The 14,823-nt window shown below is 70.5% G+C and carries 16 protein-coding genes; 4 read left to right on the forward strand and 12 right to left on the reverse strand.

The annotated features are described in order from the left end of the window. Positions 1 to 93: 93 nt before the first annotated feature. From ACP7TJ_RS19250 to ACP7TJ_RS19270, 5 genes are all read right to left on the reverse strand, one after another. Positions 94 to 411, reverse strand: coding sequence for a hypothetical protein (locus ACP7TJ_RS19250; protein WP_210637410.1), 318 nt, complete (start codon positions 409 to 411; stop codon positions 94 to 96). Then, complete coding sequence (locus tag ACP7TJ_RS19255; protein WP_427767404.1) at positions 408 to 758, reverse strand: RRQRL motif-containing zinc-binding protein; 351 nt, start codon at positions 756 to 758, stop codon at positions 408 to 410. The genes ACP7TJ_RS19250 and ACP7TJ_RS19255 overlap by 4 nt, the downstream gene beginning before the upstream one ends. Then, positions 758 to 1,618, reverse strand: a complete 861-nt coding sequence (locus ACP7TJ_RS19260) for a protein spdB (protein ID WP_427764142.1) — start codon at positions 1,616 to 1,618, stop codon at positions 758 to 760. Before ACP7TJ_RS19260 ends, ACP7TJ_RS19255 begins: the two co-directional genes overlap by 1 nt. Further along, positions 1,615 to 1,884 carry a DUF6284 family protein gene (locus ACP7TJ_RS19265; protein ID WP_427764144.1) on the reverse strand — a complete coding sequence of 90 codons (270 nt, stop codon included), beginning with the start codon at positions 1,882 to 1,884 and terminating at the stop codon, positions 1,615 to 1,617. The genes ACP7TJ_RS19260 and ACP7TJ_RS19265 overlap by 4 nt, the downstream gene beginning before the upstream one ends. Positions 1,885 to 1,975: 91 nt before the next feature. After that, positions 1,976 to 2,149 (reverse strand): hypothetical protein, encoded by a 174-nt coding sequence (locus tag ACP7TJ_RS19270; RefSeq protein WP_203586166.1) that lies wholly within the window; start codon positions 2,147 to 2,149, stop codon positions 1,976 to 1,978. 684 nt (positions 2,150 to 2,833) lie between these two features. Between ACP7TJ_RS19270 and ACP7TJ_RS19275 the strand changes: the two genes are divergently transcribed. Then, positions 2,834 to 3,841 carry an XRE family transcriptional regulator gene (locus ACP7TJ_RS19275; protein ID WP_427767407.1) on the forward strand — a complete coding sequence of 336 codons (1,008 nt, stop codon included), beginning with the start codon at positions 2,834 to 2,836 and terminating at the stop codon, positions 3,839 to 3,841. Here ACP7TJ_RS19275 and ACP7TJ_RS19280 read toward each other — a convergent pair. The 5 genes from ACP7TJ_RS19280 to ACP7TJ_RS19300 all read right to left on the reverse strand — a co-directional run bounded on the left by ACP7TJ_RS19280 (position 3,825) and on the right by ACP7TJ_RS19300 (position 7,690). Continuing rightward, positions 3,825 to 4,613 (reverse strand): NUDIX domain-containing protein, encoded by a 789-nt coding sequence (locus ACP7TJ_RS19280; RefSeq protein WP_427764147.1) that lies wholly within the window; start codon positions 4,611 to 4,613, stop codon positions 3,825 to 3,827. The genes ACP7TJ_RS19275 and ACP7TJ_RS19280 overlap by 17 nt on opposite strands. A gap of 85 nt (positions 4,614 to 4,698) precedes the next feature. Then, positions 4,699 to 5,121: a hypothetical protein gene (locus ACP7TJ_RS19285; RefSeq protein ID WP_427764150.1), complete on the reverse strand. Its 423-nt coding sequence runs from the start codon at positions 5,119 to 5,121 to the stop codon at positions 4,699 to 4,701. A gap of 7 nt (positions 5,122 to 5,128) precedes the next feature. Beyond that, positions 5,129 to 6,508, reverse strand: coding sequence for a toll/interleukin-1 receptor domain-containing protein (locus tag ACP7TJ_RS19290; protein ID WP_427764152.1), 1,380 nt, complete (start codon positions 6,506 to 6,508; stop codon positions 5,129 to 5,131). 375 nt (positions 6,509 to 6,883) lie between these two features. Next, positions 6,884 to 7,015: a hypothetical protein gene (locus ACP7TJ_RS19295; protein WP_427764154.1), complete on the reverse strand. Its 132-nt coding sequence runs from the start codon at positions 7,013 to 7,015 to the stop codon at positions 6,884 to 6,886. 99 nt (positions 7,016 to 7,114) lie between these two features. Next, positions 7,115 to 7,690 carry a hypothetical protein gene (locus ACP7TJ_RS19300; RefSeq protein ID WP_427764157.1) on the reverse strand — a complete coding sequence of 192 codons (576 nt, stop codon included), beginning with the start codon at positions 7,688 to 7,690 and terminating at the stop codon, positions 7,115 to 7,117. Between the two features lie 117 nt (positions 7,691 to 7,807). Between ACP7TJ_RS19300 and ACP7TJ_RS19305 the strand changes: the two genes are divergently transcribed. From ACP7TJ_RS19305 to ACP7TJ_RS19315, 3 genes are all read left to right on the forward strand, one after another. Beyond that, a complete protein-coding gene (locus tag ACP7TJ_RS19305; protein WP_427764160.1) occupies positions 7,808 to 10,603 on the forward strand; it encodes a hypothetical protein in 2,796 nt (931 codons plus the stop codon). Between the two features lie 694 nt (positions 10,604 to 11,297). After that, a complete protein-coding gene (locus ACP7TJ_RS19310) occupies positions 11,298 to 12,263 on the forward strand; it encodes a YihY/virulence factor BrkB family protein (RefSeq protein ID WP_093765449.1) in 966 nt (321 codons plus the stop codon). 140 nt (positions 12,264 to 12,403) lie between these two features. Next, positions 12,404 to 12,616, forward strand: a complete 213-nt coding sequence (locus ACP7TJ_RS19315; RefSeq protein ID WP_093765450.1) for a hypothetical protein — start codon at positions 12,404 to 12,406, stop codon at positions 12,614 to 12,616. Between the two features lie 59 nt (positions 12,617 to 12,675). On the opposite strand, the gene ACP7TJ_RS19320 is transcribed toward ACP7TJ_RS19315, so the two are convergent. Together ACP7TJ_RS19320 and ACP7TJ_RS19325 are read right to left on the reverse strand one after the other, a co-directional pair. Continuing rightward, on the reverse strand, positions 12,676 to 13,332 hold the full coding sequence (locus tag ACP7TJ_RS19320) for an SDR family oxidoreductase (RefSeq protein ID WP_367548915.1): 657 nt from the start codon (positions 13,330 to 13,332) through the stop codon (positions 12,676 to 12,678). A 120-nt stretch (positions 13,333 to 13,452) separates the two neighbouring features. Next, positions 13,453 to 14,721: an amidohydrolase family protein gene (locus ACP7TJ_RS19325; protein ID WP_189911516.1), complete on the reverse strand. Its 1,269-nt coding sequence runs from the start codon at positions 14,719 to 14,721 to the stop codon at positions 13,453 to 13,455. Between the last annotated feature and the right edge of the window lie 102 nt (positions 14,722 to 14,823).

Genomic DNA, 14,823 nt, shown 5'->3' on the forward strand with positions numbered 1-14,823 from the left:
TCCTGACTGCCCCTTCGCGGGGCGGTTATTGGTGAGAGCCGGGGTGGCCGGGTCCGTGGAAAGAGCGGTCACCCCGGTGCAGGTCGGGGCTGGTCACCACCAGCCGGAGGACTTCTTGGCGGCCTTGGCGCGGGCGGCCTCGGTGATGAGCCGCTGCCGCTCGCCGTGCAGCGCGTTCAGCTCGGCGGTCAGCCGCATCTCGGCGGCCGACGAGGTGGACTCCATCTGCGTCTCGGCGCGGCCGGCGCTGCGGCCCCGAGCGGTGCGGTAGGCGCCACCGGCGGCGGCGCGGAGCATGGCGCGGCGCTCGCGGCCGTTCAGCGGCCACAACTCACCCCGCCGCACAGCCTCCAGCTTCTTACTGGTGGCTCGGATCTCGCGGTCCAAGCGGCGCAGGTCGGCGTTGCTCATCGGGTGCTCCCATCGGACCCGTGCGGGTCGGCATCGGCGCAGGGCACGCACGTGCCCAGCGAGGTGGGGATGACGTATCCGGCATCACGCCGGCAGACAGGGCAGAGGCGGCGCGCGCGGTTGGCCTTGGCAAGCGCCGCCCGCCGTGCCGGGGTCATCGGACGAACGGGCACCGCGAGGTCGACGCGGTACAGGTAGGCGACCAGCGGGTCCCGCCGTCGGCGGGGCCGTTCGAGTTGCGCGGCCACGTCCTGACCGCCGGGGCGTAGCCCTTGGGCGCGGAGTTGGCGGCGGGTGGCGTAGCCGTCCGGGGCGAGGCGCCACCGGAACACCGGCAGCGCCCCCATCACGCCACGCGCTTCCACGCCGCCCGCAAGCGGACCTCGGACGCGGAGTACCCGGCCGCACGGAACCGGGCGGCCATCTCCCGGTACGAGAGAGCGGGCGTCTCGCTGGTGCGGATCTCGTCGACGATGACGTCCAGCGCCTCATCCGTCAGCGCCGGCGCACTCTCCAGCGACCGCGCGGCGAGCGGCTCGGACGGGCCCCACACCGGCAGCTCCCACCGGGGCGTGACACCGGGCGTGACGCGGGCCGTCACACTGGTCAGCGCCCTACCGGTCTCCTCGCCCGCGCGGGCCGTCTCCAGCGTCGACCACGCTGACGAGAGAGTCTGTGCGGTCTTCGCCTGGACGCGTGCGACGCGGGCACCGGCCTCCGTCACGGCCGTCAGCCGGGTCTCCTCGGTCGCGGCTTCCGCCCGGAGCCGGGCGCGGGCCACGGCGGCCTCGTCGCGGGCCTCCTGCTGGATACCGCGGATCGCGTCCAGCGCGACGGGGGTGAGGGCGGTGCGCTCCCACATGGCGTGCACCAGCCACAGGGCTTTGGCGGCGATCGGGAGCCAGGCGACGGCCAGCCACGCCCCGGCGGACTCCTCGGCCGTGAGTGCGTGGGCGGCCAGGACGCCGGCGGCGAGGACGCCGAAGGACCAGCCGACGGCGGTCACGGCGCGGTTGTGGTCGCCCTGTGCGGCGAGGCGGCGTTCGTAGGCGAGGGTGGCCAGCCATCCCCCGTCGATGCCGAGACCGACGACCAGGGCGACCGGCCACGGCACCGCCGTGCCCAGCCACATGACGACGACGGCGAGGGTGAGCACCATGGACACGGCCGTCATCGCGACGGCCGGCAGAACGGTCTTCGCCCTCATGCCGCACCCCCCGGCGCGCTCGCGCCGGCGTCCTGGTTGAGCAGGGCGAGGCGGGCGGCGAGCGCGCGGCGACGGGCCCGGCGGATGCGCCGGTTGTCCAGCTCCGTGGGCGTGCGGTCCAGGGTGGTGATGTAGGCGTCGAGCAGGTCAACGTCCGCCAGGATGACGGGCATCTCCCGCTCGATCGCGTCGAGTTGCGCGTCCGTCGGCTCCATGAAGTCGGCGAACGCGGTAACGGCGTCCTGAACAGTGACGATGGGGTTCATTGGGTCGTGTTCCTCTCACGGTGGACGGCCCGAACAGCGCCCCCGGAGCTGCAACTCCGGGGGCGCGCCGTTGTGTGGTGGGACGCCGCTGTCAGCGGCGGTTGATCTTCTTGATCTCGACGTTGCGGCCGTATCCGTCGCGCAGGCGGACGACCTTGAAGCAGCCGCCGCCCACGTCGGTGATCAGGTGCTTCTCGCCCTCGTAGTCGACGACCGTGCCGACCTGGTCGACGTTGACGTGCTTGGGGTTGGTGATCCGGCGCATGCCTGCCCCTCTCGGGTCACTGGGACGGGTGGACGACCGGCCCGCTTGCGGGAGGCGGGCGGGGAACCGGCTCCCCTCAGCGCCGCACGTACAAGACGTACAGCGGAGGCAACCGGCCGCAGCCGATGAGCTGCGGAAAGGCTGAACGTGTGTGCTGTCTCCTTCGGGAACACGAGCTCCCGTTTCAGGCGTATGGAGACGTGACCTTTCGGTCTAAGCCGTCCCGAATGACAAGGGTCGGGTCCGCCCTCGGCCCGCTCTGTCCCGGGCCCCTTGGCGCTGCTTCGAAGCGCAGCGCCCGTTGATGCACACCACAGGCCGGACACGAGGTCCGCCAACTGGTGCGCACCAGTAGGTTGCATCTGGTGCGCACCAGAGTCAAGGTGATTCGCCATTTCGGGTGGCGTTCACGCCCGCGGTGCCTCTGCAGAAGACCGCTCAGAGCAGGGCTGTCGGTAGCCAACAGCGCTTAACATCCGTCCTGTTAACCCCTGTTGACCTGCGGCAACGTGCGGCATGCTGAGAGCGCCAGTGAAGGCCTCAACCGTCGGACGGTGATCTGTGAGCGCAGGACTTCGAAGCGCACGGACGGCGCGCGGCTGGTCTCAGGAGCGACTGGTTCGCGAGATCGAGCAGTACGCCCGGAAGAACGTCACGGATGTTGCCTCCACCGCGAGCCTGCGCGTGTACGTGTCGGAGTGGGAGAACGGGAAGCGCACGCTCTCGGACCGGTATGCGGGGATTCTGCGGAAGCTTCTCGGCGTCACTGACGCGGAGCTGAGGGGCGCTGTACCGGCGCCGGTGGCCGCTTCGGTCGACGGCTACGACGAACTGCTCAGCCGGATCGACGCGGCCGGCAGTGTCGGCGAGTCCATGGTGCAGGCGTTCAACGACCAGACAGAGTTGCTCCGCACCATGGACAGGCAGAGGGGCGCGGCCGGTCTGGTCGACCAGATGACAGGGCACCTTGCCGCACTGGAAGACGCGCTCAACTTCGCCGTGCTGCCGTCCGCACGCCGACCTGTTGCCCTGGCCCTCGCGGGTGCGTCGACCCTCGCGGCGTGGCAGGCCATCGACTCAGGCGCGGTCGAGCGGGCATGGCGGCACTATGAACTCGCGAAGCGAGCGGCGCGTGACGCGGAGGCTCCGATGTACCTCGCCCACGCGATGGCGGAACAGGCGTACGTGCTCTGTGAGGCCGGTCGACCTGCTCTCGGGGTCGACCTCGTACGGGACGCGCGGCGCACCGTTGGCCAGTCGGGTTCCGCCCGATTGCGGGCATGGCTTTACGCGGCCGAAGCGGAGATGTGCGCATATGCCGGCATGCCGGACGACTCCCGACGGGCACTCGACGCGGCCCTGGCCACCATCCCGGCAGGACCGGAAGACAGGGACCCCGACATGCTGAGCATCTTCCTGAACGGAACCCACCTTGCCCGGTGGCAAGGCAACGTGCTCGCCATGCTCGGTGACAGCGACGCGGTCACGAGTCTGTACGGAGCGCTGGAAGACATGGACCCATCGTTCGTCCGGGCGCGCGCTGGACTGCATACGGACTTGGCGCACGCACACCTGACGCGAGCCGAGTACGACGACGCCCACACCCACCTGAGGCAGGCCCGGCTGCTGGCGGGCCGCACCGGTTCGGTGCGGCAGCGCCGTCGTGTCGACATGCTCAGTGCGCGGCTGTGACTCCTGGCGCGCGCCGACTGGCCAAGATGTGCAGCAGCGCGACGAGGGTGCCGGACCCCATCAACTCACCGCGGGCCATGAGCCCCGGAATATCCGCGAGCGGGACCCACTCGATGTGGCCGGCTTCCTCTTGGTCGGTCGGTTCACCGACTCTTTCCGCCCCGTGTCCGACGAAGATTTCGTGAGGCGAGTCGACCATGCCGACCATGGGCTGATAGCTCACGACGTGTTCCAGCGCCTTCGGGCGCCACCCGGTCTCTTCGACCACTTCCCGCAGCGCTGTGTCCGCCGGTTCCTCGCCCGGGTCGACGATTCCGCCCGGGAGCTCCCAGCCGAACTGTTGGGGCACGAAGCGGTACCGCCACATCATGAGAACGCGGTCCTGGTCGTCCAGAACGGCGGTGATGGCTACGTGGTGCAACTTCACCACGTGGTGCTCGAACGACTTCATGCCGGGAGGTTCCACATTCCAGAGCTGAAGTTTCACCCAACGGTTGTCATACAGGTTCCGCTCACCATGGATGCGCCACGGCTCCACGCCCTCTGGGCGCTGGACGCTCACCGCGCCCGGGATCCGGTAGGAGCTCCGGCCTCGCACTTCCAAGGCTCCTTCGGCAACAAGACGGGCGAGCACCTGCCGCAGGGCAGTTCTGCCGATACCCAGTTCTTCCGCAAGCGTGCGTTCCGAGGGGAACTTGTCACCGGGGGCGTACACGCCTGCTGCGAGGCGCGCGTGAAGCGTTTCGTAGACCTTGGTCGTCTTCGGTCCCATCCGCGGAGCACTCTCCGTTCTGCTGTGGTGCGTACCAGCCTAGCGGAACAGGGTGCAGGTCTCGCGTGTGTTGAACATTCGTCGACTAGGTGCCGAGCACGCATGCGACAGCAAGGTCAAGCATAAGGACGGGTAGATAAATCATCATGACCGAGCCGGAAGTAATGACCTTCCTCCAGCCAACGGAGGCTGCATATGGCGAAATATTCATACTGAAGAGGGGGGCGCGTGACGGGTTATGCAGCGCGGCATCCTCGTAAAGCGCTCTGAACATTCGCTCGCGACGCAAATAAGAGGCGTCGAGAATCCAGAAAGCGACTCCTATGGGCGAGGCTACGGCAGCAATGCGCCATTCGTCGACCTGTACGGAGATGGCGATGAGCGCAGCAGTTGCCGTGACGGTCCACCCTCGGACAAGGAAAGAGTTATGTCCTAGTCGAGCGATGGTCGCCTGTATGAATTCGAGATGCTTGAGTCTCTCATTTTCCGAGCCGACATGTGCTTCCACTCTTCCTCTACTCGCCTTCGGTAGGTGAGTCGTTGGGCTCGGCTTCATCAGTCCAACGTGCGAATTGAACCATAGGTGCAGGGATCTGTTCTGCTTGCGGTGGCCATCCGGGAATGGGGTACGCAGCGGTGAAGTTTGCGACCATCCAATCCGGTCCGATCTTTCTCATCAGGATCGGATAGATGGACAGGAGTTCTCCCGGTCTCGTGACCAGAATCCCCTCATCGGCAGGAGCCATGACAATGAGTTCGTAATCTAGGCCGATCCTGCGCGGATTGCCAGCCGCACCCCAACTTCTGACGTCCCAGCGCCGGTAGTGATCCTGGAGCACTTCCAACTTGCTGCGTAGGCAGTGCTTGCCGAGTGGATGAGTCGGATTTTTTGCAGCCAGGTCTTCCGCCAGTTCGTCTCTATCGTAAGGAGCCAAGTTCGGATGGCCCTCGTTGGCGAGGATCCAATCTTGAGCCAAGGTCAGCCTGAGTTCTCGGGTCAGAGCCTTCCAAACTTCACGCTTCCTGCCACGCTTGAGATTCGTCAGCCAGTTCGTCGCTGCGGTGACAGGGCCACCTTCGCCGAAATGAGCCTGTAGTTCGGCAACCACTACATGTAGCCGTTGAATGGACGATTCAAGTAGACCCGGGTGTACTGTGGTTTCAGCCGCCTTCTCAAAGCAAGCTTTGGCCTGAGTCACTTCACCGATCTTGTGGTGTATCACGCCCTGCAGAAACAGTGCGTAGGCGCGCTCGTCGCCGCGCAGATTCTGGAGGAGCGCATCAAGTTGATCAATGGCTACTCGGTTGTTCCCTTTGAGGGCTTCAGCGAAGGCATCGTCTACTTCAGGGCTCGAGTGAACTCCTTCAAAGTGAAATGAGGTTCCTGGCGAGGAGTTCGGAATGCCCAATTCGCCAGGAATGTGTCCGGGGTCCCGTAGTAGCACCTGCGTCAAGCGCGTGATATCGGCGTCCGCTGATTCGCCGATGATGAACCAGCTAGTCAAGTTCAGTGGCGGTGGGATGAGGGGCGCATCGTCGGCGCGAAGAACAACCGGAATGAATTTGGCGCGCTCACGCCTACTGTGGTAGAGGTCGGCTGTGATCAGCGCGCCCTCCCAGCGGACGCCAGAACCGACGCCAGTCCCGGTTTCCCGGTTGAAACGCTGAACATAGTTCTGGGTTACGACCACAACCACGATGTCTGACTTCTCGATCTCGCGGCGCATCCAGTCGGGCCAAGACTCAGGAGGGTTGTGTTCGTCGTACTGATCTATCCATGCATCGACGCCAGCTTCGCGGAGGCGCTCCGCGAAGCGTAGAACCGTCTTTCTGTGGTCGTCACTGTCATGCGAATAGGAGATCAGTGTGCGCGTGCCGGAAGTCTCCCGAGCCATTCGGTCCCCCGATCAATCCGTACTACGTGCGCGAGCGACCGCAGTGTATCTGTGCGTGCGGTCCCCGTAGTGGGGTTCGGATAAACCTCATGAGGGCGTGGCAGGGGGCGCCTCCGGGCTGTCGGAGAGGGGCCAGCGATGACCGCCACGACCAGCAACGACCATGAGGGCACTGCATACTGCCGTGCCCTCATGGCGTCTCTGCCCAGCTAGAGCCACGTATCGAGCCACATCCGGAGCTATCGTGTGTTGTTGGGTGTTGTGGCAGGTCAAGCGAGGCGGCGGGTTCAGGGACGTGAGGCATGTGGGAGTGGGGTCAGGCCGGGCCCGTGAGTTTCCTGGGTCCGGCCTGACGTGGGTGTGGTGGGTGTGGGGTTAGGCGAGGTGGTCCCGGAGTCGCTCCAGGAGCCAGGTGGTGATGGCGCGGAAAGTGCCGGAGACGGCACCGGCCAGGGCTGCTCCGGCCAGGGCGAGGCGCTCGCGGCGGGTCAGACGCGTGCGGGACATGTTGTCCTCCACAGGAAGCGGTGGGTGGGTGGGCAGCCGGCCGGCTTGCTGTCCACGTTCGGGCTTTGGGGGAGATCGACTCCGGGTTGCGACGTGTCGTCAATGGGCGTGCGTATTCGTGCTGTTCACGCCGTGGCGGGATGCGGGATCGGGGACGATGGTGCGATGAGTGGCGATGTCGGAGGCGGCCGGCTGGGCCGGGAGGAGGGCCCGAAGCGGGCGAGGGCGCTGAAGCGTGCGCGGGCGGGGTGGCCGCCGGCGCTGCGCGAGCTCAAGGAACTGCTGTATGAGGTGTACCTGGCGGCTGGCGGCCCGAGCCTGGATGATGTCGCCGCCGACATCGCTGCCGACGACGACCTGGATGGGGCGCCGAGTCGGGACACGGTCCGCCGCGTCATCACTGACGGCGAGCGGTCCGGTCAGCAGGCCGATGCGGTGGCGGTGGCCATAGTGCTCGCCCGCCGAGCCGCCTGGGATGTACCGGATCTCGTGGGGCGGGTGCGTGATCTGTGGGTCCAGGCCGGACTCGCGCAGGGTGTGGGGCGTCTGCTCGGGGAGCTGCGCGGCGATGTCCGCCTCGTCCTCGATGGAGGGTTGGGTGTCCACCCAGCGCTGGACACCGGCGGTGCCCGCGAGCGGTTCGGGATGCTGCCCGCTTATGTGTCGCGGGATCACGACGCGCGTCTGAAGGCGGTGGTCGACGCGGCAGAAGGCGGGCGGAGCGGGATAGTGGTTCTGGTCGGGGGATCGTCCACGGGCAAGACCCGTGCTCTGTGGGAGGCGGTCGCCGGCTTGCCGGATGGCTGGCGGCTGTGGCATCCCCTCGCCCCCACCGCACCGGATGCGGCCCTGGCCGCGCTGGCGGACATCGCCCCGAGGACGGTCGTGTGGCTCAACGAGGCACAGAACTACCTGGGTCCGGACCCGCTCGGTGAACAGGTCGCGGCGGGCCTGCGGGAACTGCTGAACGATCCCTCACGGGCCCCCGTTCTGGTCCTGGGCACCCTGTGGCCCGAGCACTGGGACACCCTGACCACCCGGCGCCCTCACGCTCGCGCTCTGCTCAGCGGCCACAAGATCGACGTACCCGACGCCTTCACCCCGGCCGACCTGGCCGCACTCGACGCCGTCGACGATGGCGACCCCCGTCTCGCGCAGGCCGCCGAGCATGCCAAGGGCGCGCAGGTCACCCAGTACCTGGCCGGCGTGCCGTACCTGATGGACCGTTACGAGTCGGCCCGGGGAGCCACCCTCGCCCTCATCCACGCTGCGATGGACGCCCGCCGCCTGGGCGCCGGCCTCCGCATCCCGCTGGACTGGCTCGCCGGGGCCGCCCCCGGCTACCTCACCGACGCCGAGTACGACGCTCTCGACGACGACTGGCTGAGCAAGGCCCTCTCCTACGTCACCGAACCCTGCAACGGCATCCCCGGCATCCTCGCCCCCGCCCCCACCCGCGGCCCCCGCAACCAGCGCACCCGCTCTCAGCCCACCGCAAACGGCCGGCCGCACTACCAGCTGGCCGACTACCTCGACCAGCACGGCCGCCACCACCGCGCCGCAGAGATTCCACCTGTCGACTTCTGGACCGCAGCCGCCCAGCACGCCCACCCCACCGACTGGACCGCACTCGGTGACGCCGCCTGGCGCCGCGGCCTGTACCGCGACGCCGCCCAACTCCACAAAAGGGCCACCACCCGCGGCAACCCCGACGCCGCAAGAATCCTCGTCCAACACCTCCACACCCTCCACCCCACCGACCGTCGACCCGCCCAATGGGCCGCCACGCACACCGCCCTCGACAACCCGGGCTGCGTCGCCGGGCTGCTGGGCGTGCTGCGGGAGGCTGGGGCGCACGAGCAGGTCAGCGTGCTGGCCGAGCGGGCCGCCGCGCACGCCCCCCTCGACGACCCGTTCTCCGTCGCCGGGCTGCTGGGCGTGCTGCGGGAGGCTGGGGCGCACGAGCAGGTCAGCGTGCTGGCCGAGCGGGCCGCCGCGCACACCGCCCTCGACGACCCGGGCCGCGTCGCCAGGCTGCTGGGCGTGCTGCGGGAGGCTGGGGCGCACGAGCAGGTCAGCGTGCTGGCCGAGCGGGCCGCCGCGCACGCCCCCCTCGACGACCCGTTCTCCGTCGCCGGGCTGCTGGGCGTGCTGCGGGAGGCCGGGGCGCACGAGCAGGTCAGCGTGCTGGCCGAGCGGGCCGCCGCGCACACCGCCCTCGACGACCCGGTCCCCGTCGCCTGGCTGCTGGGCGCGCTGCGGGAGGCCGGGGCGCACGAGCAGGTCAGCGTGCTGGCCGAGCGGGCCGCCGCGCACGCCCCCCTCGACGACCCGTTCCCCGTCGCCTGGCTGCTGGGCGCGCTGCGGGAGGCTGGGGCGCACGAGCAGGTCAGCGTGCTGGCCGAGCGGGCCGCCGCGCACACCGCCCTCGACGACCCGGGCCGCGTCGCCTGGCTGCTGGGCGTGCTGCGGGAGGCTGGGGCGCACGAGCAGGTCAGCGTGCTGGCCGAGCGGGCCGCCGCGCACGCCCCCCTCGACGACCCGGTCCTCGTCGCCGGGCTGCTGGGCGTGCTGCGGGAGGCTGGGGCGCACGAGCAGGTCAGCGTGCTGGCCGAGCGGGCCGCCGCGCACACCGCCCTCGACGACCCGGGTGCCATCGCCAGGCTGCTGGGCGCGCTGCGGGAGGCCGGGGCGCACGAGCAGGTCACCGTACTGCTGGCCCGCAATCCCGCCGCGCACGCCCCCCTCGACGACCCGGTCCCCGTCGCCGGGCTGCTGGGCGCGCTGCGGGAGGCCGGGGCGCACGAGCAGGTCACCGTACTGCTGGCCCGCAATCCCGCCACGCACACCGCCCTCGACGACCCGGGCGCCGTCGCCTGGCTGCTGGATGCGCTGCGGGAGGCTGGGGCGCACGAGCAGGTCAGCGTGCTGGCCGAGCGGGCCGCCGCGCACACCGCCCTCGACGACCCGGTCTCCGTCGCCTGGCTGCTGGGCGCGCTGCGGGAGGCCGGGGCGCACGAGCAGGTCAGCGTGCTGGCCGAGCGGGCCGCCGCGCACACCGCCCTCGACGACCCGTTCCCCGTCGCCTGGCTGCTGGGCGCGCTGCGGGAGGCCGGGGCGCACGAGCAGGTCAGCGTGCTGGCCGAGCGGGCCGCCGCGCACACCGCCCTCGACGACCCGGGCGCCATCGCCAGGCTGCTGGGCGCGCTGCGGGAGGCCGGGGCGCACGAGCAGGTCAGCGTGCTGGCCGAGCGGGCCGCCGCGCACGCCCCCCTCGACGACCCGTTCCCCGTCGCCTGGCTGCTGGGCGCGCTGCGGGAGGCTGGGGCGCACGAGCAGGTCAGCGTGCTGGCCGAGCGGGCCGCCGCGCACGCCCCCCTCGACGACCCAGGCCGCGTCGCCTGGCTGCTGGACGTGCTGCGGGAGGCCGGGGCGCATGAACAAGCCACCGCACTGGCCGAGCGCCTTCCTTCGGCGGGAGAGTTCGATCTATTTATCCGCCACGGAGAACATCAGGAGCAGTTCCGGTTCGGCCGTGAGCCTGATGGGAGTACCGCCCGCTCCTGGACCTGGAACGACTTGGACTGAACCAGCACAGCGAGAACAGAATGCTCCGCATCGCCGCCGACATCGACCGCCCCGACGAGTTCAGTGACCAACAGCCCCTCCCTCCAGCGGAGGTAGCAACGGGACGGTCCGTGGGGCGCATCATCACCAACGTACTGAACATGCCTGAACACCCTGTTGATAGCTGTCAGGCACGGGACCCCAGCTCCACATGACCTACGTGCCTGACGACCAATTGGAACCCGAGATAACCGCGCCCGCCAGTTGTCGATGGGGATCGCGTGCTGGTGTAGACCTTGCGCGTAGCCGTTCCCGCGGGGCCATTCATTCCAGCGGATACCGGAACTCAGTCGACTGACCCTCGCCGCCTGGACTGCACGTTCTGCCTGGCAGTGGGGCAGGAGTGGGACGCGTGAGTCCTGTTCGGGACGAAGCGCAGGTGGAAAGGCCACCCTCGCGCAGACTGTAAATCTGCCGGCTCAGCCTTCCCAGGTTCGAATCCTGGCGCCGCCACACGACCGAAAGGGTCTGTGAACAGCAGCAATGCTGATCACAGACCCTTTCGTCGTTGGCAGGCCCGACCTGATCGTCATGGGCGCTTTTTCTCCTAGTTGCCGCTTGAGCTTCCCCCGCGCGCTGCGGTCTCGTTCACGGGGCATGCGCACGGGTGGAGGACGATGTCCTCGCCCGCCACGACACGAGGAGCAGCCGCATCGTGGGAACCGCCGTCCACGTTCCGCAGACCCGGGACATGCTCGGAGACGAACTCTCCGGCGACGAAGCCCTCACCGCCCTGCGGCGGTACGGGGGCCTCAGGCTGCTGGCCGACTCCTTCACCCGGTTCCGCTACGCGGACGGCTTCACCAACGCCCGGGCCCTCGCCTTCCAGGTCGTGCTCGGCCTGGTCCCCTTCACCGTCGTGCTCGTGGGTCTCGCCACGTCGGTGCACACGGAGAGCGTGGGCCGGGTCATCGAGCTGACCCTCGGCCGGATCGTGCCGGGGGCCAGCGCGGACGTCGTCGAGAAGGCCTTCGAGGGCACCCGGCGCAGCGCCGGCAGCGACGTGTGGAGCACGGTCGCGCTCTGGCTGGGCCTCGGGTTCGCGGTGCTGAACCTCGCCTCGGCCATGGCGCAGATCGAGCGGGGCGCCAACCGCATCTACGGCATCGAGCGCGACCGCCCCTTCGTCCGCAAGTACGGCCGGGCCCTGGTGCTCGCCTTCACGGCCGGCCTGCCGATGGTCCTGGGGTTCCTGGTGCTCGTCGCGGGTGAGACGGTCGGCGACGCCGTGGCCCGCACCACCGGCCACGGGACGGGCGGGGCCGCGTGGTGGGCCGTGCTGGACGTACCGGCCGGACTGCTGCTGGCCTGGGTCGCGTCGGCGGTGATCCTGCGCTGGTCGCCCCGCCGCGACCAGCCCGGCTACACCTGGCTGGCCTTCGGCTCGGCGGTCCACCTGGTGCTGTGGATCTCGGCGACCTGGCTGCTCGCGCTGTACGTCGGACGGAGCGGGGCCTTCGGCGCCGTGTACGGTCCGCTCACGGCCTTCATCGCCCTGCTGCTGTGGGCCAACCTGACCGCCGTGGCGCTCTTCCTCGGCATCGCGTTCGCTGCCCAGTTGGAGGCGGCCCGGGCGGGCATCCGTACGCCGGTGGAGCCGGACCCCGGACCGGGCGCCTGACCACCAGGGCTGGGTGGTCCGGCCGCGTGAGCCCGTGCAGTTGCCGTGTGCAATGGGCTTCACATGCCTTGGGCCTCAACCTGTCGGTCCTCTCCCGGGACTGGAGCTGACGCGCCGGCGCACCGGGGCACACTGGACGCATGTCGCCGCGTCGTCGTCCCTGCCCCGAGTGCCGTCGTGAGATCGCCGTCGTCGCCGGGCGGTACGCGCGGCACGATCCGCCCGGCGCCCGCGGCAGCGGGGAGCTGACCTCCTGCCCGGGGTCCCGGCGTCACGCCCAACCGGGCGCCGAGCAGCCGTCGTTGGACGGTTACGTCGTCCCGCCGTTCCCCGGGCAGATGCCCCTCTTCTGATCCCCTTCCCCTGGGCCCCTTCTCCTGAACCCTTCGTCCGAACCGGGCTCCCGCCCCGCTCAGTTGCCCGCGACCGACTTCACCGCCACCGACACCGGCGCGGAGCCGCTGATCAGTTCCAGGGTGAGGCCCGCCGTCGCGGGGGTGTCCACCAGTTCCGCCAGGACGGCCGCCACGTCGTCGCGGGGGATCGGGCCGCGGCCCGTGCGGGCCTCCAGGCGGACCAGGCCCGTGCCCGGCTCGTCCGTGAGCTGACCCGGCCGCAGAATCGTCCAGTCCAGGGCGTCCAGGCTCCGCACATACGCGTCCGCCTCGCCCTTGGCGCGCAGGTACACGTCGAAGACCTCGTCCCCCTGGTGTTCCGGGTCCGCGCCCATCGACGACACGATCACGAACCGGCGCACGCCCGCACGCTCGGCCGCGTCCGCGAAGAGGACCGCCGCCGCCCGGTCCACGGTGTCCTTGCGGCCCACGCCGCTGCCCGGACCGGCGCCCGCCGCGAACACCGCCGCGTCCGCGCCCTCCAGGCACCGCGCGACCTCCTCCACGGACGCCGACTCCAGGTCGAGCACGACCGGCTCCGCGCCCAGCTCCCGCAGGTCGTCCGCCTGTTCGGGTTTGCGGATGATGCCCGCCGCCTCGTCCCCGCGCGCGGCGAGCAGCCGCTCCAGCCGCAGCGCGATCTGACCATGACCACCAGCGATGACAATGCGCATGCCTTCGACCGTACGCCGCACCGGGCCCGTCCGCCGTGCGACCAGCCGTGCGACCGGTCGGACGACCAGCCGTGCGACCCGACCGCGCGACACACCCGGCCCTTCGGAAACCCCGAACCCCTACGCGGGCCCCCGCCCCTGCCGGGGCAGCCCCGGTCCCGAGCCGGACGCCGCCGAGTCGCAGTACTCCCGCACCGCGCTCGTGCGGGCGACCACACGCCCCCCGTGCACCACGATCCGGCTGTACGCCAGGGACAGCGCGGCCGGCAGGCCGTCGCCCCGGACCGCCAGCAGGTCGGCGGGGAAGCCCGCCTCCACCCGGACCTCCGGCAGCCCCATCGCCGCCCGCGCCCGCGTGCTCACCGCCGCGTACGCGTCCTCGGGGGTCAGTCCCTGGCAGGAGGCCAGCAGGTACGCCGCCTCCAGCGGATCGCCCCGGCCCACCGGGTTCGACACGTCCCGCAGCGACCCGCTGCCGGCCGCCACCCGCACACCCGCCGCGCGCAGCAGCCGTACCGGTGCGGCGTCCCGGCCGTCTGCCGCGCCGCAACCGCCCTGGGGCAGGCACACCACCGTCACCCCGGCCGCCGCGAGCCGCTCCGCCGTACGGGCCGCGACGTCGGCGGGGAGGGCGGACAGGCCCCCGCACGGGCCGAGCGTCACCCCGGGGCGCAGGCCGCCCGCCATCGCCGCGAGGCGGGCCAGCCGGGCCGGGTCGGAGGCGTCGGTGTGCAGGTCGACGGGCAGGCCGTGCTCGGAGGCCGTGTCCAGCACCGCCTCCACATAGCCCGTGGGGTCGGGGTCGAGGTCCGGGCAGCCGCCCACCACGGACGCGCCCATCTTCACCGCGTCCCGCAGCACCGCCACCCCGTCGGCCCCGGCCATCCCCGTCAGCACCCGGGGCATCGCCACCGTGGTCAGCTCGGCCAGCCCGCGCAGCGAGCGCGCCGTGCGGAGCACGGCCCGCAGCGCGCCGAGTCCTGCCATGTCCCCCACGCGCACGTGCGCGCGCAGGGCCGTCGCCCCGTGCCCGAGCTGGAGGAGCGCGGCCTCCGTCGCCCGGCGCTGGACGTCCTGGGGGTCCTGAGAGACGGGGCCCGGCCCGTCGGCGGACAGGGAGGTGTCCGCGTGGGCGTGCGGTTCGGCCGGGGCGGGCAGCAGCAGGTAGCCGGTGAGGTCGAGCCGCGGCACGCACGCGCGCGTGGCGTCCGCCGTGAGGCTGCCCGCCGTGCCGACGGCCTCGATGCGCCCGCCGCCGAGGCGTACGTCCACGGTCCGGCCGTCGGTGAGGCGGGCGCCGCACAGAAGGAGCGGGGGCGGGTCGGCCGGACCGGAACCGGAGGGCGAGGACCACGGCGGGGACGGCGGCTGCGGCCGGTTGTCGGGCATCGCGCTCCTGGGGCTCGGGCTGCGCACGAGGACGCACGTCACGCTGAGACAAGATCACGGAGAGTGAGTCGAGCCTAGGACGGCCCTCCGTCCCGCGCCGGG

The organism is Streptomyces sp. DSM 41931 (genome assembly GCF_050271085.1).
GTDB lineage: Bacteria > Actinomycetota > Actinomycetes > Streptomycetales > Streptomycetaceae > Streptomyces > Streptomyces albogriseolus.